The organism is Salmonella sp. SAL00670, assembly GCF_046552235.1.
Classification (GTDB): Bacteria; Pseudomonadota; Gammaproteobacteria; order Enterobacterales; family Enterobacteriaceae; genus Salmonella; species Salmonella enterica.
On record NZ_JBGDUO010000006.1, the window covers coordinates 257,438 to 276,578 of the forward strand.

A 19,141-nucleotide genomic window follows, 5' to 3' on the forward strand; every position below is an offset into this window, starting at 1 on the left:
TTCCTCTAAGTGTGTTTGTTATGAGTTGTTTTATTCAAAAAAAAGCCGACTATTAAAGTCGGCTTTTAATTATTTATTCACTTATTTGGTACCAAAAATCTTATCGCCGGCATCGCCAAGCCCCGGAATAATGTATCCGTGCTCGTTAAGCCCCTGATCGATAGAGGCGGTGTACAGTTCAACGTCCGGGTGCGCTTTTTCCAGCGCCGCAATGCCTTCCGGCGCAGCGACCAGCACCAGCACCTTAATGCTGCTACAGCCTGCTTTTTTCAGCAGGTCGATGGTCGCGATGACAGAACCGCCGGTCGCCAGCATCGGGTCGACGATCAGCGCCATGCGCTCATCAATGTTCGATACCAGTTTCTGGAAATAAGGTACTGGCTCAAGCGTCTCTTCGTTACGGTACATCCCGACTACGCTGATACGCGCGCTCGGTACATTTTCCAGAACGCCTTCCATCATGCCCAGACCCGCGCGCAGAATCGGCACAACGGTAATTTTTTTACCTTTGATCTGGTCGATTTCCACCGGGCCATTCCAGCCTTCGATGGTGACTTTTTCCGTTTCCAGGTCGGCTGTCGCTTCATACGTCAGCAGGCTGCCTACTTCTGAGGCGAGTTCACGAAAGCGTTTAGTGCTAATGTCGTTTTCACGCATCAGACCCAGCTTGTGTTTGACGAGTGGGTGTTTGACTTCCACGATCTTCATACTCTTCTCCTATCCTCAGATGACTGGCAACCACAAAAAAAATCGCCGGATTATACCGCTTTTCCTCTCTGACGCAACACAATGTATGCTTGACCTGGATCAACCAAAAGCGCTGATAGCGGAAAAGTGAGTATAAATCACTCACGTTGAAACAGGCGATAAAGGCTAACAACCGTTTGAATATTAGCAATTTTAAGGGTGAATGACCTGTCCCGACCGCCTGTCGTAAACCAAGTGCTGGATATTCTTTTCTTTTTTTACCAACAGGGAAATTTTCAAGCAGCGACCGAAACCATGCAAAAAAAATCGCCCGGATAACCAGGGCGCAGACCACGCTCGCAAACGTTTGCTTTCCCTGTTAGAATTGCGCCGAATTTAACTTTTACCGCAAAAAAAACGTGGGGAACCAGGCAGTGACCGATAAGACCTCTCTTAGCTATAAAGATGCCGGCGTCGATATTGATGCGGGTAACGCTCTGGTTGATCGAATCAAAGGCGTAGTGAAGAAAACTCGCCGCCCGGAGGTTATGGGCGGTCTGGGCGGTTTCGGTGCGCTGTGCGCGTTGCCGCAAAAATATCGTGAACCGGTACTGGTTTCCGGCACTGACGGCGTAGGCACCAAACTTCGCCTGGCGATGGACTTAAAGCGCCACGACGCTATCGGTATTGATCTGGTGGCAATGTGCGTAAACGATCTGGTCGTTCAGGGCGCGGAACCGCTGTTTTTCCTCGATTACTATGCCACGGGTAAACTGGATGTCGATACCGCCGCCAGCGTGATCAACGGTATTGCCGAAGGCTGCCTGCAATCCGGCTGCGCGCTGGTCGGCGGCGAGACGGCGGAAATGCCGGGCATGTATCACGGCGAAGATTACGATGTGGCGGGTTTCTGCGTCGGCGTAGTCGAAAAATCAGAAATCATCGACGGCTCCCGGGTTGCCGAAGGCGACGTGCTGATTGCACTCGGCTCCAGCGGCCCGCACTCGAATGGATATTCGCTGGTGCGGAAAATTATTGACGTTAGCGGCTGCGACCCACAAACCACTCTGCTGGAAGGGAAGCCGCTGGCCGATCATCTGCTTGAACCGACCCGTATCTACGTAAAATCGGTTCTGGAACTGATTGAAAACGTCGATGTACACGCTATCGCCCACCTCACCGGCGGGGGCTTTTGGGAAAATATTCCGCGCGTTCTGCCGGAGAATACCCAGGCGGTAATTAATGAGTCGTCCTGGCAGTGGCCCGCCATCTTTACCTGGCTGCAAACCGCCGGTAATGTCAGCCGACATGAAATGTACCGTACCTTTAACTGCGGCGTCGGCATGGTGATTGCGCTCTCCGCTCCGGAGGCGGACAAAGCGCTTGCTCTGCTAAACGAGAAAGGTGAAAACGCATGGAAAATCGGTATCATCAAAGCCTCTGATTCCGAACAGCGTGTGGTTATTGAATAATGAATATTGTGGTGCTGATTTCCGGCAATGGAAGCAATTTACAGGCGATTATCGATGCCTGCGAAGCGAAGAAAATTAAAGGCACCCTCAGGGCAGTATTCAGCAATAAGGCCGACGCGTTCGGCCTTGAACGCGCCAGAGAAGCCGGTATTCCGGCGCAAGCGCTGACTGCCGATCGGTTTGACAGCCGCGACGCCTTCGATCGCGAGTTGATTCGCAAGATAGACGCGTATGCGCCCGATGTGGTCGTGCTGGCCGGTTTTATGCGTATTCTGAGTCCGATGTTTGTCGCGCATTACTACGGGCGTCTGCTGAACATTCACCCTTCCCTGCTGCCAAAATATCCGGGGTTGCATACCCATCGCCAGGCGCTGGAAAACGGCGATGAGGAGCACGGTACTTCGGTACATTTCGTGACAGACGAACTCGACGGCGGCCCGGTCATTCTCCAGGCGAAGGTGCCGGTTTTTGCCGACGACAGCGAAGATGATATCACCGCACGCGTACAGACTCAGGAACATGCGATTTATCCGCTGGTGATTAGCTGGTTTGCGCAGGGGCGTCTAAAGATGCGCGATAACGCCGCCTGGCTGGACGGGCGTCGTCTGCCGCCGCAAGGTTATGCGTCTGACGAATAATACGTCATCGGACAGGACTGCGTCTGCTTGCCGGATGGCGGCATAAATGCCTATCCGGCCTACTCTTTTCCCTTCCTTTATGCTATCAGTTTATTGTCATATTTTTCTGGCGCAGTTGGACATTAACGCGTAATGCTCGCCATAATCATCAGGCAGTGTCCCGTGAATAAAACGGAGTATAGGTAGTAATGGGTCAGGAAAAGCTATATATCGAGAAAGAACTGAGCTGGTTAGCATTTAACGAACGCGTGTTACAGGAAGCGGCGGACAAATCCAACCCGTTGATTGAGCGGATGCGGTTCCTGGGAATCTATTCTAATAACCTCGACGAGTTCTACAAAGTGCGTTTCGCTGAACTGAAACGACGCATTATTATCAGCGAAGAACAGGGTTCAAATTCTCATTCACGCCATTTGTTAGGCAAAATTCAGTCTCGCGTGTTGAAAGCAGACCAGGAGTTCGACGGCCTGTACAACGAATTACTGCTGGAAATGGCGCGTAATCAAATCTTTCTGATCAACGAGCGTCAGCTCTCGGTGAACCAACAAAGCTGGTTGCGCCACTATTTTAAGCACTATTTGCGCCAGCATATTACCCCGATTCTCATTAACCGGGAGACGGATCTTGTTCAGTTTTTAAAAGATGATTACACCTATCTGGCGGTGGAGATTATCCGCGGCGACACCATCAACTATGCGCTGCTGGAGATACCGTCCGACAAAGTCCCACGCTTCGTTAATCTGCCGCCGGAGACACCGCGCAGACGCAAGCCGATGATCCTGCTGGATAATATTCTGCGCTACTGCCTGGATGACATTTTTAAAGGGTTCTTCGACTATGACGCGCTCAATGCCTATTCGATGAAAATGACCCGCGATGCCGAATATGACCTGGTGCATGAGATGGAATCCAGTCTGATGGAGCTGATGTCTTCCAGCCTGAAGCAGCGCCTGACCGCTGAACCTGTGCGCTTTGTCTATCAACGCGATATGCCCGCCGCGCTGGTCGACGTGCTGCGGGAAAAACTGACGATCTCCCGGTATGACTCAATCGTACCCGGCGGGCGCTACCACAATTTTAAAGACTTTATTAATTTTCCGAATGTCGGTAAAGCCAACCTGGTCAATAAGCCGTTACCGCGGTTACGCCATCTTTGGTTTGATAAAGAGAAGTTTCGTAACGGTTTCGACGCGATTCGCGAACGTGATGTGCTGCTCTATTATCCTTATCACACCTTCGAACATGTACTAGAACTGCTGCGTCAGGCGTCGTTTGACCCAAGCGTGCTGGCGATCAAAATCAATATTTATCGCGTAGCGAAAGACTCGCGTATTATTGACTCGATGATCCATGCCGCCCATAACGGCAAAAAAGTCACCGTGGTGGTGGAGTTGCAGGCGCGCTTCGATGAAGAGGCGAATATTCACTGGGCCAAGCGGTTAACCGAAGCGGGCGTCCATGTTATTTTCTCTGCGCCCGGGCTAAAAATTCACGCCAAACTCTTCCTCATCTCACGAAAAGAGGGCGATGACGTGGTGCGTTATGCGCATATCGGCACCGGTAACTTCAACGAAAAAACAGCGCGGCTGTATACCGATTATTCGCTGCTGACCGCCGATGCGCGCATTACCAATGAAGTGCGCCGGGTCTTTAATTTTATTGAAAACCCCTATCGCCCGGTCACTTTCGATTATTTGATGGTTTCTCCACAAAACTCACGGCGTCTGCTGTATGAGATGATCGATCGTGAAATCGCCAATGCCCAGCAAGGCTTACCGTCAGGGATTACCTTAAAGCTTAACAACCTGGTTGATAAAGGGTTGGTCGACAGGCTATACGCCGCGTCGGGTTCGGGCGTCCAGGTCAATCTGCTGGTACGCGGTATGTGTTCTCTTATTCCGCAACTGGAAGGCATTAGCGATAATATTCGCGCGATTAGCATCGTGGATCGCTATCTGGAACACGATCGGGTTTATATTTTCGAAAACGGCGGTGATAAGCAAGTTTGGCTCTCTTCAGCTGACTGGATGACGCGTAATATTGACTACCGTATCGAAGTCGCTACGCCTATCCTCGACCCGCGGCTTAAACAACGCGTCCTGGATATCATTGACATTCTGTTTAGCGACACGGTAAAAGCGCGTTTTATCGATAAAGAACTCAGCAACCGCTACGTACCGCGCGGCAATCGCCGTAAAGTCCAGGCGCAGCTGGCAATTTATGACTACATCAAATCACTCGAGCAACCAGACTAACGCTATGCCAATTTACGATAAATCCCCTCGTCCGCAGGAGTTCGCTGCGGTCGATCTCGGCTCAAACAGCTTTCATATGGTCATTGCCCGCGTGGTTGACGGCGCAATGCAGATTATCGGGCGTTTAAAACAGCGCGTCCATCTGGCGGACGGGCTGGGCGCAGATAATAAACTCAGCGAAGAAGCCATGGAACGGGGGCTTAGCTGTCTGTCGCTGTTTGCTGAACGCTTACAAGGTTTCTCCCCTTCCAGCGTCTGTATCGTAGGCACCCATACGTTACGTCAGGCGCAAAATGCCGCTGATTTTCTCAAACGCGCGGAAAAGGTTATTCCCTACCCGATAGAGATTATTTCCGGTAACGAAGAAGCGCGCCTGATTTTTATGGGCGTAGAACATACGCAGCCGGAAAAAGGCCGCAAGCTGGTGATCGATATCGGCGGCGGGTCAACAGAGCTGGTCATTGGCGAAAACTTCGAACCCAGGCTGGTTGAAAGCCGTCGTATGGGCTGCGTGAGCTTCGCGCAGCTCTACTTTCCCGGCGGCGTTATCAATAAAGAAAACTTCCAGCGCGCCCGAATGGCGGCAGCGCAAAAACTGGAAACCTTAACCTGGCAGTATCGTATTCAGGGTTGGAACGTGGCGATGGGCGCTTCCGGTACGATTAAGGCCGCTCATGAAGTTCTCCTGGCGCTGGGTGAGAAAGATGGCTTCATTACGCCGGAGCGCCTCGATAAACTGAAGTCAGAAGTGTTGAAGCACCGCTCCTTTAATGCGCTCAGCCTGCCGGGTCTGTCTGAAGAACGAAAAACGGTCTTTGTGCCGGGCCTGGCGATTCTGTGCGGCGTTTTTGATGCTCTGGCTATCCGCGAGCTTCGCCTTTCCGACGGCGCGTTGCGCGAAGGCGTACTGTATGAAATGGAAGGCCGCTTCCGCCATCAGGATGTTCGCAGCCGTACCGCAAAAAGTCTGGCCAATCAATACAACATTGACAGAGAACAGGCCAGACGCGTGCTGGAAACCACCATGCAGATGTACGAGCAGTGGCAGGCCCAGCAGCCAAAACTGGCGCATCCGCAGCTTGAAGCGTTGCTTCGCTGGGCGGCAATGCTGCATGAGGTTGGACTGAATATTAATCACAGCGGTTTACATCGCCATTCGGCTTATATTCTGCAACACAGCGATTTGCCCGGCTTTAATCAGGAGCAGCAAATGATGATGGCGACGCTGGTGCGTTACCATCGTAAAGCCATAAAACTGGATGATATGCCCCGCTTTACGCTGTTTAAGAAAAAACAGTATCTGCCGTTAATTCAGCTACTTCGTCTGGGCGTATTACTGAACAACCAGCGGCAGGCGACCACTACGCCGCCGACGCTGCGACTAACGACCGATGACAGCCACTGGACGTTATGTTTTCCGCATGACTGGTTCAGCCAGAATGCGCTGGTACTGCTTGATCTGGAAAAAGAACAGCAGTACTGGGAAGCGGTAACTGGCTGGCGTCTCAATATTGAGGAAGAAAGCTCGCCGGAGATCGCCGCGTAAATTGTGGATCAGACGCCGCGCCGCGGCGTCTGTCTTTACTGAATCTCAGATAATAGCTGCGGCTCGCCAATTAAATATCCCTGAAGATAGTCGATCCCCAACGAGAGCACGACGCTTCGTATTTCTTCGCTCTCGACATACTCCGCGACGACCTGCATATTTTTCATTCGCGCTAAATGACAAATAGAAGCCACAATCTGATAATCGAGACTGTTTGACACTATATTGCGAATAAAACTGCCATCAATTTTAAGAATATCGGCGTCAACGTTTTTCAGCCGCGCATAGCTGGCGTAGCCAGTACCGAAATCATCAATCGCTATCTGACAGCCAAACTGCTGTAGCTGTCCCAGCGTCAACTGCGCCTGCTCAGCATTGGTGAGAGAGTTGCTTTCCGTTACCTCAAAAACCAGTTGCCAGGGTTCAACCTGATATTGCGTAAGCAACTGCTTAACTTCTGCAGGGAAACGAGCGCGGCATACCGATGTTGGCGACAGATTAATGGCAAAACGATGCGCGGGCATATATTCCCGGCTGGCCGCCATAAACCGCAGCGTGTTTTCAATCACCCAGAGATCGATAGCGGAAGACAATCCAAACTCATGCGCCACGGGTAAAAAATTGTCCGGGTTGATAACGTCGCCGTTGTCATCCCTGAGTCGCAGTAAGATTTCATGGTAAACGTCCCCACGAACACCGAAAATAGGCTGCGCCATCAGGAAAAAATGATCGTGCTCCAACGCCTGTTGCAGGCGATTCATCATCGCAATTCTGCCCTTCAAATCGCGCTGCAGGTGCATTGCGCCGCGCCGCTGTAAATCCTCCGGCGCGTTAGTCGTCAACGAAAGATCGGAACTGGTGCTTAATTCGCCCAACAGCAGATAAAGGTGGCTAACCGGAGAACGCACGCAGCAGTAACTCACGCCGACAGGGGGCTGTAGCGGCAGTCCGTCCCAGATAAACCGAAACTGCTTAATATGTTTATCCAGCGCTTCAATACGCTGCTGATGCGACTCTGTATTAAGACGCAGCACCAGGTCGTGCCCTGACATCTGGTAGACGCACTCATTTGAGGCCAGCATCGGCGTAATCCAGTGAGAGAGCTTTTGCTTATACTGGATGCGTAGCATGACGCCATAATTTTTACCCAATAGCTCCAGGCCCGGCACGTGTAAAAAACAGATCGTAGACCAGGGCGCATTTTGGAGCGCGCGGTTTAACGCACGTAAATTGGGAAGATGTACAACCGGGTCAAGATAGGCCAGCCGCCGTGCGCGACCACTCACTACGCGCTGACGCGTGGCCAGTACAGACATATAATTAACAATAAAAGAAAAAACCAGATAGCTCGAAGAGGTAATCGCTAATTGCGTATCATAACCTGAATACCAGGGCATATAACGCTGATAATAATGAATCGACGTAATTAGCACGACGGCCCAGATAATTGAAATAAACTTATAGCCATAGCGCATCGCACCCCACAGCATGACCGGCAATAATAACGAAAGCGTATAGTTGGTACTAAATATTGAACTATTATCAGTCAATGGCATACACAGTATAAACATTAGTGTAGTCAATACGGCCAGCCAAATAACGATCTCTTTTTTAGTGGCCTTGCTATCAATCTGTAGCTTTAATTGCTGATAATACCCCCGCAGGTGCAGCGGATTGCGGAGAGTACGAATAATAAAATAGCACAATGGCACGCCGACAAGGTTACCGACCAGTAACGCCTGGTAATTAATCAGCGTGTTGATATTAAAGGGCATTACCCCCATCAGGCTGGCTTTGCTTTCGTACATGCCAACAAAAGCGGCAAACTGGTAGATGACCAGAAATAATGTTGCTGAACAAAATACCTGCCAGAATATTCGTTGAAACAACAGGTGGGCGTCGCCGTGAGAAACATTGTTTCGCCGGGGGGAAAAGACACGATAGCCGCCCCAGCTTAGCACGATAGTAATGATAAAGTGCATCGTCACAGAAAGGGTTTCATACAGCCCTGTCTGCGGGTATCTGCGCCAGAAGATAGCAAGCACAATGCCCGGCAGTGCTGCCCAGCCGAAAAAGAGCATCAGGCTAAGCATAAAAGCTAACGGCAGGTAAAAAAGAACCACATTTCCAGTGCTGGTAAGCGCATAAGTATTTGCGCTACTTAAAACAGGTAGTAAAATCGAAGGAAGGATGAGCGGTAGTCCCCACCATTTATCTCTGATATTTATATAAGTTTTATTTAGTTTCATAGATGCTCAGCAGAACCCCCCAATCCCAAAGGGGCGTTAACAGACAGGCATCCCACCTGACTTTAAATTGATGATGCGATATACATCACACGATAGTCATCGATTGTAATTATTAAACAAAAGTAACATTTGATTTAAGTCAATTATTACCTTTCTCCTGCAGCCTTTATTCGCCTTTTTATTCTTTGTTATCATTAATTTATTATTAATGTAAATACTAAAATTATCTTCCATAACAATATAAGATAAATCAACTGACGCAATTTTACATTAAGAGGAATTGACCATCGGTTCGCAGTATGCCTTAATGTAGAGTGAACGCAGGCTTGTTACGTTCTTCGCCTTGATAATACCCTTGAAGAACCCAGCCTGATCCCGCCCATACCGCTGGGCCAACGTTAAGGAACCCTTTGTGAGTCAGGCCAACAGTATGCGAAAACGACATCGATTTAACACTCGCATGACCCGTATCGTACTGCTTATCAGTTTTCTCTTCTTCTTTGGACGTTTCGTCTACTCTTCTATCGGCGCCTGGCAGCACCATCAGGATAAAAAAGAAGCGCAACAGTCATCGCTTTCTGTCACCACACCGGGACAACGTTAAGCTGTTATCCGTTAAAAAGCCCGCGCAAGAAAAAGAAGCTTTAGCGTTAACGCAAAAAGACAATCCCACTCAATGGGTTCAGGCCATGATCAGACGCTTAAAGAGCAACCGCGGGATATCCAGCCTGGGTGATAAGATCACATGCGCGGTTACTAAGATTCCCTCGACTGAATACAAAATCCGATAGCCTTCAGCGTGGTTAAACTCCCGGTAGCTGGCACAGCCAATTTTCAGCAGTTCAGGGCAACCAGTTCTACCTACGAGGGGTAAACCTCGTGGGACAACTCCAGTAACATTAATTGCTTCTAAGTACATCAGTAATTGGTTGAACTATAAACTGCCACCTGGGATCAGATTACTAACGTTGACAGGCAAAACTATCAACTCATTACAGCTAAGCTCAACGAATAATTTAGGTCGTTTCGTTGGTCGTAATGTACCCTGGCTCGGTTGGGTTATGACATTCACTACGATTTATGATATCCAGCGTAATATTAAAGATACATTTAATCGTGTGGCGGTTCCTAAAGATCGCATTAAGTGGACGTACTTCTAATGAGAGATATTGAGAAAGAAATTATCGATTTTATCGTTCAGAAATATAACACTAAAAAGTACTTTCTCTGTGGGCCAAAGCGAATCATCACGCTTGATACCAGTATTAGGGATGATCTTAAACTCGTTTTTGAAGATAGTGAAGAACTTCTACAAAAGTACTTCAAGCGTTGGAATGTAGATTCAGAAGGATTTGACATACTCAACTATCTGAATCCAGAGTACTTTGGAAGTAAAGAGCCTGATCCGCGTAAGCCACTAACGGTTGGTATGCTCCTTGAAAGTGCTAAGCTGGGCGTTGGTTATATAGTTGAAGAATAAAGTTATCATATTTTTAAATACCCCTTATTTGGGCTGAATCGCCACGGATAACCTGGACACTTCTGAGTCGTAGGTAGATCTTTTTCTTTATCCGCTCACGCTTCAGTAGCTGGAAAAAGCTTTCTGCAACCGCATTATGACAGTTGCCACGACGGCTCATACTGCCCTCCAGTCCGTGCGATTTCAGCCATTCATAGCGGGTGTACTGACTACCCTGATCAGACTGAACCAGCACCTGTTTTTGGGGATGACGTCGCCACACGGCCATCAGAAGCGCATTCAGAACAATGTCTTTTGTCATTCGTGGTTGCATTGACCAACCGATAACTTTGCACGAGAACAAATCAACGACCACGGCAAGATACAACCAACCTTCGTGGGTTCGTAATTACGTCAAATTTGTCGCCAGGAGCTGTGCGCTACACAGAAAACTCATCTATGCACATAAATAAAAACCCTCTGCAAAAACAGAGGGTTAAATTCACCTTTACCTGTTCATGAAAACACAGGAAGGATTATCGGTTATTCCCACTCAATGGTAGCCGGCGGTTTACCGCTGATGTCATACACCACACGGGAAATCCCGTTGACTTCATTGATGATGCGGTTGGAAACACGACCGAGGAAGTCATACGGCAGGTGCGCCCAGTGTGCGGTCATAAAGTCGATGGTTTCGACAGCACGCAGAGAGACCACCCAGTCATACTTACGACCATCGCCCATTACGCCAACGGAGCGAACCGGCAGGAAGACGGTAAACGCCTGACTGACTTTGTCGTACAGATCCGCTTTGCGCAGCTCTTCAATGAAGATAGCGTCCGCGCGACGCAGCAGGTCGCAGTACTCTTTCTTCACTTCACCCAGAACACGAACGCCGAGGCCCGGCCCCGGGAACGGGTGACGGTACAGCATGTCGTACGGCAGGCCCAGCTCCAGACCAATCTTACGTACTTCGTCTTTGAACAGCTCTTTCAGCGGTTCAACCAGCCCCATCTTCATCTCTTTCGGCAGGCCGCCGACATTGTGGTGAGATTTGATGACGTGCGCTTTACCGGTTGCAGACGCCGCAGATTCGATAACGTCAGGGTAGATGGTGCCCTGCGCCAGCCATTTCACGTCTTCCAGTTTGAGCGCTTCTTCGTCGAACACTTCAACGAAAACGCGACCGATGATCTTACGCTTGGCTTCCGGATCGTTTTCGCCAGCCAGCGCTGACAGGAAACGATCTTCTGCCGGTACGTGAACAATGTTCAGACCAAAATGGTCGCCAAACATGTCCATCACCTGCTCGGCTTCGTTGAGACGCAGCAGGCCGTTGTCGACGAATACACAGGTCAGATTTTTACCGATCGCGCGGTGCAGCAACATTGCGGTTACGGAAGAATCCACGCCGCCGGAGAGACCGAGGATCACTTTGTCGTCGCCCACCTGCTCGCGAATGCGCGCCACGGCGTCGTCGATGATCTTCGCCGGCGTCCACAGGGCTTCACACTGGCAGATATCACGCACAAAACGCTCCAGCATGCGCATACCCTGGCGGGTGTGGGTCACTTCCGGGTGGAACTGTACGCCGTAGAAGCGTTTTTCTTCGTTGGCCATAATGGCGAACGGGCAGCTCTCGGTGCTGGCGACGGTCACGAAGTCGGACGGAATCGCCGTCACTTTATCGCCGTGGCTCATCCACACGTCCAGCAGCGGTTTGCCGTCTGCGGTCAGGGAATCTTCAATACCGCGAACCAGCGCGCTGTCGGTCAATACTTCGACCTGCGCGTAACCAAATTCACGCTCATTAGAACCTTCTACATGACCGCCAAGCTGCATCGCCATGGTCTGCATCCCGTAGCAGACGCCAAATACCGGCACGCCTGCTTCAAAGACATACTGCGGCGCGCGCGGGCTGTTTTCTTCGGTGGTGCTTTCCGGGCCGCCGGAAAGAATAATGCCGCTTGGGTTGAAGTCACGAATTTGTGCTTCTGTCACATCCCACGCCCACAGTTCACAGTAAACACCCAGCTCACGCACGCGGCGCGCAACCAGTTGAGTGTACTGAGAACCGAAGTCCAGAATGAGGATGCGATGCTTATGAATGTTTTCCGTCATTGACGCTTATTCCGAGGCAAGTGAAACAGATTAAATAAATCGCCCGACGCGAAGGTCGGGCGAAGAAAATCAGGAGCCCAGACGGTAGTTCGGGGACTCTTTGGTGATGGTCACGTCGTGAACGTGGCTTTCCTGAATGCCCGCACCGCTGATACGCACAAACTCCGCTTTAGTACGCAGTTCGTCGATGGTAGCACAACCGGTCAGCCCCATACAGGAGCGCAGGCCGCCCATCTGCTGGTGAATGATCTCTTTCAGGCGACCTTTATAGGCTACGCGGCCTTCGATACCTTCCGGCACCAGTTTGTCGGCGGCGTTGTCGCTCTGGAAGTAACGGTCGGAGGAACCTTTGGACATCGCGCCCAGCGAGCCCATGCCGCGGTAAGATTTGTACGAACGGCCCTGGTAGAGTTCGATTTCGCCCGGGGATTCTTCGGTACCGGCCAGCATAGAGCCCACCATTACCGCGCTCGCGCCTGCGGCGATGGCTTTGGCGATGTCGCCGGAGAAACGGATACCGCCGTCAGCGATAACCGGAATCCCGGTGCCTTCCAGCGCTTCAACTGCGTCAGAAACAGCGGTGATCTGCGGAACGCCCACGCCAGTCACGATACGAGTGGTACAGATGGAACCCGGGCCAATACCGACTTTCACCGCGCTGCAACCGGCTTCCGCCAGTGCGCGAGCGCCTGCGCCCGTCGCGACGTTGCCGCCGATGATTTGCAGGTCAGGATATTTAGCACGGGTTTCACGGATACGTTGCAACACGCCTTCTGAATGACCGTGAGAGGAGTCGATCAGCAGTACGTCAACGCCTGCCGCCACCAGCGCGTCAACGCGCTCTTCGTTGCCCGCGCCTGCGCCGACCGCCGCGCCGACACGTAAACGGCCCTGCTCATCTTTGCAGGAGTTTGGTTTACGTTCCGCTTTCTGGAAATCTTTTACGGTAATCATGCCAAGCAGATGGAAGTTATCATCAACGACCAGCGCTTTTTCTACGCGTTTTTCGTGCATTTTTGCCAGCACGACTTCACGGGCTTCGCCTTCACGAACGGTCACCAGACGCTCTTTCGGCGTCATGTAGACACTCACCGGCTGGTTCAGGTCAGTCACAAAACGCACGTCACGACCGGTGATGATACCCACCAGCTCGTTATCTTCAGTCACCACCGGATAGCCCGCAAAACCGTTACGCTCGGTCAGGGCTTTCACTTCATGCAACGTGGTGGTTGGCAGGACGGTCTGCGGGTCGGTCACTACGCCGGACTCGTGTTTCTTCACGCGGCGAACTTCTTCCGCCTGGCGCTCAATGGACATGTTTTTGTGGATAAAACCAATGCCGCCTTCCTGGGCCAGGGCAATTGCCAGGCGCGCTTCCGTCACGGTGTCCATCGCCGCAGAAAGCATAGGAATATTCAGACGAATAGTTTTCGTCAACTGCGTGCTGAGATCGGCAGTATTCGGCAAAACGGTGGAGTGAGCGGGAACAAGGAGGACGTCGTCAAACGTCAGGGCTTCTTTAGCGATACGTAGCATGGGCAATATCTCACCTGGGAGGTTAATAAATATTGCCGCGGCATTATACAGAACGTAATCGGTTGCATCTACATTTTTTTGCAAATAGTGCTTGCGATCCCCCGTGAGCAGGTTACTATCGATTGAATAACCTGCTGATTTAGAATTTGATCCCGCTCACATGTTATCCTCTCAAACTTCCTCAATTTTTACCGTAAGCCGCCTTAACCAGACGGTTCGTCTGCTGTTAGAACAGGAGATGGGACAGGTATGGATCAGCGGCGAGATTTCTAATTTCACGCAGCCTGCGTCGGGCCACTGGTACTTTACGCTCAAAGACGATACCGCTCAGGTGCGCTGTGCGATGTTCCGTAACAGCAACCGCCGGGTGACGTTCCGTCCGCAGCACGGGCAGCAGGTGCTGGTACGCGCCAACATTACGCTGTACGAGCCGCGCGGCGATTATCAAATCATCGCCGAAAGTATGCAGCCGGCTGGCGAAGGCTTGTTGCAGCAGAAATATGAGCAGCTAAAAGCCAAACTCCAGGCCGAAGGCTTGTTCGATCAGCAGCATAAACAGCCGTTGCCCTCCCCGGCCCACTGCGTGGGGGTGATCACCTCGAAAACCGGCGCGGCGCTGCACGATATTCTCCATGTGCTGAAGCGTCGTGACCCATCCCTGCCCGTTATTATCTATCCAACCGCGGTACAGGGCGACGACGCGCCGGGGCAGATCGTTCGTGCTATCGAACTGGCGAACGCGCGGGGCGAGTGTGATGTACTGATCATCGGGCGCGGCGGCGGTTCGCTGGAAGATTTGTGGAGTTTTAACGACGAACGCGTGGCGCGGGCGATTTTTGCAAGCCGCATTCCGGTGGTCAGCGCCGTCGGTCACGAAACGGACGTCACGATAGCTGATTTTGTCGCCGACCTGCGCGCGCCTACGCCATCAGCAGCGGCAGAAATTGTCAGCCGTAACCAGCAGGAGTTGTTGCGTCAGATCCAGTCCGCCCAGCAGCGTCTGGGCATGGCGATGGACTACTACCTCGCCAATCGCAGCCGCCGTTTCACGCAGATTTTTCACCGTCTGCAACAGCAACATCCGCAACTGCGTCTGGCCCGTCAGCAAACCGCGCTGGAACGTCTACGCCAACGGATGGGATTTGCGCTTGAGGCCAGGATTAAGCAGGCCAATCAACGCCAACAGCGCGTAAGTCAACGCCTGAGCCAGCAAAATCCGCAGCCGCGCATTCACCGCGCGCAGTCGCGCATCCAACAGCTGGAATATCGTCTGACGGAGAATATCCGCTCACGGTTAAGCGAACAGCGCGAGCGTTTTGGCAACGCGGTCACGCATCTGGAAGCGGTCAGCCCGTTAGCCACGCTGGCGCGCGGCTATACGGTTTCGACGACAACGGACGGCAAGGTGCTGAAAAAGATCAAACAGGTCAAAGCAGGCGATATCATGACCACGAGACTGGAGGACGGCTGGCTTGAAAGTGAAGTCAAATCCGTCACGCCGGGCACGTAATCCAACACTCCCCCACCCTTTGCAGCGCGATGTTGGGTTTCGACTTCGCCTCAGCCAACCTACGCGCCACGTCGGATAAGGTGTAGCCATAATCTGACGATCAACCGGTTTGTCATTCGCCTCAAAACCGGGCAGGGAACACCCGCCCGGTTTTGTCTAACTTACCAGTTATAGCGCAGATTGAGGCTACCGTTCAGATCGCCAAAGTCATTGCTGCCAGTCTGCCCGGCAACCTGAGCGCGAACGCTCCACTGCTTATCGATATCTGCCTGCAGACCCACTTTCAGCTCCGCACGGTTAGCCGGAAGATCCTGTTTCACCGTAGCATCATCAAACGATACCGACACATCATCGCTGGTGTGCAGCCAGTTAGCTTCAGCAAACGGCTGGATAACCGTACGGCTGCCTTTGTACAGCTTGCCGTCAACACGCAGACCCAGACGCGTTGTCCAACTGTCGCCATCCTGACCATCGATCCGGGTGCCGTAGTTATCCTTCACGCTATCCGCTGAGTAATTCTGCCAGACAACCTGCGCCTGCGGCGTCAGACTGACAGTATTACCGTTGCTAAGCGCAATATCGTAGCGATAACCGGTTTCCAGCGAGACGGCGTTAGCGGTTGAATCGTAAGATTCAGATCCCGCATCACCGCTCTCTACGCTGTTGTTGTAGAAACCGTATTGATACCAGCTATCGACATACGCGCCGCTATGCGTTTGGGCATCGGCAAACCAGGTGGCATAGACGCCGAGGTTGTAGCCGTCTACGTTGCCGCTACTGGTGAACTGGCTACCGTCCGCGCCACGGTTACCGGTGCTGTCGGTGTCGGCGTTGATGTAGCTCGCCATGACGCCAACGGTAACGCTCTGCTGGCCGTTGCCCCAGGCCAGAATGTCGCCGCCTAACTGGAACTGGGAGTAGTTGCTGTCCATATCGATATTGCCGCTGACAGCCTCTGATTCTGCTTTACCCGCTTTGAAGCGCGCCCATACGCTGCCATCTGCGTTACGATACTGGCTGCCCTCGCGGTCATAGAGGGTCTGCATTTGCAGGTTGCGCGCCATCCACTGGTTGCCCATGTACGCGCCGATATCCGCACGGTACTGTGGTGCGACATCGCCGCCATCGTCCGGAGGCGTGACATTACCGCCATCGTCACCGCCATCCGAAGGCGTGACATCACTGTCATCACCACCGCTGTCGTCATCATCAGACTGTGCTTTTGACGCCAGATACCAGTCGTTGTCACTTTCATTCCAGTACAGACGGTAGGTATACAGACTGGCGTTAACTTCATTTTTTAACACAAACGCATCGCTGGTCGATACGCCGCCAACATCCACCACTTCAATACCGTTAGTGGTCTGTGCTCCATCGCCGATGCCGTTGATGTACAGATCGGTGGTGCCGGAGGCATCGCCGGTAATCACCAGCTTATCGGTCGCCGAATCATCGTCGCCCAGGACGGTATTCAGATAAAGCGAGCCGCCGTTGCCGGTGTAATTGCCATCAACATAAAGCGTATTGCCCGGCGTGCTGGAGGTGCTGCCGCTGGCGATCGTCCCCATGTTGACCAGAGCGCCATTGAGGGTGAAGATAGCGCCTGTCTCCTCGCTGTCGCCGAAGACCAGCGTCCCTTCATTGGTCACCTTACCGTTAACGGTCGTACCATTGCTGCCGCCGAAGGTCGCCCCAGAAGCGACGTTCACCGCCTGCTGGCTGCCCACTTCGCCAATCGTACCGTCTCCGGCCAGCCACAGCATGCCTTCCTGTACGTTAGTATCGCCGGTGTAGGTGTTCACGCCGCTCAGCGTCAATTTACCCGCGCCCAGTTTGGTCAGCGATTTACCGTCCCAGTCGCCGTTGCCGGTTTTATCGCCCAGAACGCTGGTGACTTCAAAACTGTCGCCTGCGCCCAGGGTAAACGTGCCGTGTGCTGGCGTCGCTGACGTGGCGGTCGCATTCCAGCTCAGCCCTTCGGTAAGCAGATATTCTGACGCATCTTCAGGATTGATTGTCCCGGTTACGGTCAGATAGTCCGGCTGGTCAGTGAGGTTCATCGTCAGGCTGGTAAAATCGCCGCTGATATCGCTGTCCATATCCATCAGTTTAAAGGACTGGAACTCCGCGTCGGAGGCGCGCGCTTGCAGGCTGGCGTCGCTGACGACCAAATCGCCGCCAAGCGTGGCGCTGCCGCCGGTGATCAGCGGTTGCACTGAGTCACTATTCAGCTCAACGTTCAGCGTACTGCCATCTTGCTGAATTAACGCACTGTCGCCGAGATCCAACGAGGTGCCAAGCGCCAGTTGGGTCGTCGCGCCGCTATGAGTGGTGATGCCGCCCACCGCGCTGACTTCACCGTCTGCGTCCAGCACCAGCGTGGCGTTATTGTCTACCAGACCGGTGCCCAGCGCCGTCGTACTGGCGGCGACCAGCGTACCTTCATTGATGGTGGTGCCGCCGCTGTAGTCGTTGTCGCCGGAGAGGATCAGCGTGCCTGCGCCTTCTTTGGTCAGCGATTTACCGTCCCATCTGCTACCCGGATCCAGCGTATCATCAACATCTGTCAGTGTAGCCGCAACGTTAAAGCTGCCGTCAGGGTCGCTCAGGGTAAAGGTGCCGTGGGCGTCGGTAGTGGCGTTGTCTCTGTCCGCATACCAGGAGAGGGAGGCCGTCAGATCATAGTGGGTGTTGTCCGTTTCATCGACTTTTCCGTCGATAGTCAGGAAGTCAACATCTTCGCGGTTCATCCCTGCAATGGTCAGATCGTCGAAATCGCTCGTAATGGCGCTGTCGCTGTCAATCAGCGTGTAGGTGTATGCCTCAGGCGTCCAACTGTCCGTAACGCTGCCGATGCCGGTAACATTCAGCGTGCCGCCCAGCGTGACGCTGTCGGCGGTAATCATGGCGTCGTCGGTGGCCGCGCCGAGGTCAATACTTAACGTACTGCCGTTTTCCTGAGTAAGCTGGCTCGCGTAAAGGGTGCTGCCCGCCGCCAGCGCGGTAGTGGCGCCGCTATGGGTGGTGACGTTCGCAAGCTCAAATGCGCCGTTGGCATCCAGCATCAGCGTACCGCTGTTGTCGATATTGCCGCTGCCCAGCGCGTTGACGTTGGCGGCAATCAGCGTGCCGTCGGCGATGGTGGTATCGCCGGAGTAAGTTTTGTTGTCCCCGCTTAACGTCAGCTCGCCCGTACCGGTTTTCACCAGCGAGCCGCTGCCGGAAAGCGTATTTTTCAGCTCGCCCTCGCCAACCTTAAGCACGCCGCTGTTGTCGATATCGCCGCTGCCCAGCGAATCCGCATGGTCAGCAATCAGCGTGCCGTCGGAAATAGTGGTGCCGCCGGAGTAAGTGTTGTCGCCGCTTAACGTCAGCACGCCCGTACCGGTTTTCACCAGCGAGCCGCTGCCGAAAAGCGTATTTTTCAGCTCGCCCTCGCCAACCTTAAGCACGCCGCTGTTGTCGATATCGCCGCTGCCCAGCGCGTTGACGCTGGCGGCAATCAGCGTGCCGTCGGAAATAGTGGTGCCGCCGGAGTAAGTGTTGTCGCCGCTTAGTGTCAGCTCGCCGGTACCGGTTTTGACCAGCGAACCGCTGCCGGAAAGCGTATTTTTCAGCTCGCCCTCGCCAACCTTAAGCACGCCGCTGTTGTCGATATCGCCGCTGCC

Annotated in this window: 13 protein-coding genes and 3 pseudogenes; 8 read left to right on the plus strand and 8 right to left on the minus strand. The window is 52.8% G+C overall.

The window, feature by feature from the left end:
• Window positions 1-81 precede the first annotated feature (81 nt).
• Window positions 82-708 (minus strand): uracil phosphoribosyltransferase, encoded by a 627-nt coding sequence (gene upp / locus ACLJRS_RS19345; protein ID WP_000706208.1) that lies wholly within the window; start codon window positions 706-708, stop codon window positions 82-84.
• Window positions 709-1,121: 413 nt separating this feature from the next.
• Between upp and purM the strand changes: the two genes are divergently transcribed.
• From purM to ppx, 4 genes are all read left to right on the plus strand, one after another.
• Window positions 1,122-2,159 carry a phosphoribosylformylglycinamidine cyclo-ligase gene (purM, locus tag ACLJRS_RS19350; protein ID WP_000130477.1) on the plus strand — a complete coding sequence of 346 codons (1,038 nt, stop codon included), beginning with the start codon at window positions 1,122-1,124 and terminating at the stop codon, window positions 2,157-2,159.
• Window positions 2,159-2,797, plus strand: a complete 639-nt coding sequence (purN, locus tag ACLJRS_RS19355) for a phosphoribosylglycinamide formyltransferase (RefSeq protein ID WP_001028589.1) — start codon at window positions 2,159-2,161, stop codon at window positions 2,795-2,797. Before purM ends, purN begins: the two co-directional genes overlap by 1 nt.
• A gap of 188 nt (window positions 2,798-2,985) precedes the next feature.
• A complete protein-coding gene (ppk1, locus tag ACLJRS_RS19360) occupies window positions 2,986-5,052 on the plus strand; it encodes a polyphosphate kinase 1 (protein WP_000529555.1) in 2,067 nt (688 codons plus the stop codon).
• 4 nt (window positions 5,053-5,056) lie between these two features.
• Window positions 5,057-6,598 carry an exopolyphosphatase gene (gene ppx / locus ACLJRS_RS19365; protein WP_001123335.1) on the plus strand — a complete coding sequence of 514 codons (1,542 nt, stop codon included), beginning with the start codon at window positions 5,057-5,059 and terminating at the stop codon, window positions 6,596-6,598.
• Window positions 6,599-6,633: 35 nt separating this feature from the next.
• On the opposite strand, the gene ACLJRS_RS19370 is transcribed toward ppx, so the two are convergent.
• Together ACLJRS_RS19370 and ACLJRS_RS19375 are read right to left on the minus strand one after the other, a co-directional pair.
• On the minus strand, window positions 6,634-8,847 hold the full coding sequence (locus ACLJRS_RS19370) for a sensor domain-containing phosphodiesterase (RefSeq protein ID WP_000773648.1): 2,214 nt from the start codon (window positions 8,845-8,847) through the stop codon (window positions 6,634-6,636).
• A 96-nt stretch (window positions 8,848-8,943) separates the two neighbouring features.
• On the minus strand, window positions 8,944-9,081 hold the full coding sequence (locus ACLJRS_RS19375) for a hypothetical protein (RefSeq protein WP_001540598.1): 138 nt from the start codon (window positions 9,079-9,081) through the stop codon (window positions 8,944-8,946).
• A gap of 178 nt (window positions 9,082-9,259) precedes the next feature.
• Between ACLJRS_RS19375 and ACLJRS_RS19380 the strand changes: the two genes are divergently transcribed.
• Window positions 9,260-9,451 (plus strand): YfgG family protein, encoded by a 192-nt coding sequence (locus ACLJRS_RS19380; protein ID WP_000075924.1) that lies wholly within the window; start codon window positions 9,260-9,262, stop codon window positions 9,449-9,451.
• Window positions 9,452-9,529: 78 nt separating this feature from the next.
• On the opposite strand, the gene ACLJRS_RS19385 is transcribed toward ACLJRS_RS19380, so the two are convergent.
• Window positions 9,530-9,766 (minus strand): hypothetical protein, encoded by a 237-nt coding sequence (locus tag ACLJRS_RS19385; protein ID WP_024135790.1) that lies wholly within the window; start codon window positions 9,764-9,766, stop codon window positions 9,530-9,532.
• Between ACLJRS_RS19385 and ACLJRS_RS19390 the strand changes: the two are divergent.
• Together ACLJRS_RS19390 and ACLJRS_RS19395 are read left to right on the plus strand one after the other, a co-directional pair.
• Window positions 9,690-10,007: pseudogene (locus ACLJRS_RS19390) on the plus strand (hypothetical protein); the annotation flags it as partial. The gene ACLJRS_RS19385 and the pseudogene ACLJRS_RS19390 overlap by 77 nt on opposite strands.
• Window positions 9,992-10,320: pseudogene (locus ACLJRS_RS19395) on the plus strand (DUF1493 family protein). The pseudogenes ACLJRS_RS19390 and ACLJRS_RS19395, both read left to right, overlap by 16 nt.
• An 80-nt stretch (window positions 10,321-10,400) precedes the next feature.
• On the opposite strand, the pseudogene ACLJRS_RS19400 reads toward ACLJRS_RS19395, so the two are convergent.
• The 3 genes and pseudogenes from ACLJRS_RS19400 to guaB form a co-directional block, all read right to left on the minus strand.
• Window positions 10,401-10,715 (minus strand): annotated as a pseudogene (locus ACLJRS_RS19400) (DDE-type integrase/transposase/recombinase); the annotation flags it as partial.
• A gap of 134 nt (window positions 10,716-10,849) precedes the next feature.
• Complete coding sequence (gene guaA, locus ACLJRS_RS19405) at window positions 10,850-12,427, minus strand: glutamine-hydrolyzing GMP synthase (protein WP_000138293.1); 1,578 nt, start codon at window positions 12,425-12,427, stop codon at window positions 10,850-10,852.
• Between the two features lie 69 nt (window positions 12,428-12,496).
• A complete protein-coding gene (gene guaB / locus ACLJRS_RS19410; protein ID WP_000944174.1) occupies window positions 12,497-13,963 on the minus strand; it encodes an IMP dehydrogenase in 1,467 nt (488 codons plus the stop codon).
• Between the two features lie 160 nt (window positions 13,964-14,123).
• Here guaB and xseA point away from each other — a divergent pair, with 160 nt between their 5' ends.
• Complete coding sequence (gene xseA, locus ACLJRS_RS19415; protein ID WP_000953162.1) at window positions 14,124-15,473, plus strand: exodeoxyribonuclease VII large subunit; 1,350 nt, start codon at window positions 14,124-14,126, stop codon at window positions 15,471-15,473.
• Between the two features lie 161 nt (window positions 15,474-15,634).
• Here the strand turns inward: xseA and shdA are convergent.
• Window positions 15,635-19,141: fibronectin-binding autotransporter adhesin ShdA (gene shdA, locus ACLJRS_RS19420; RefSeq protein WP_410957882.1), on the minus strand; the 3,507-nt coding region annotated here is incomplete at its 5' end.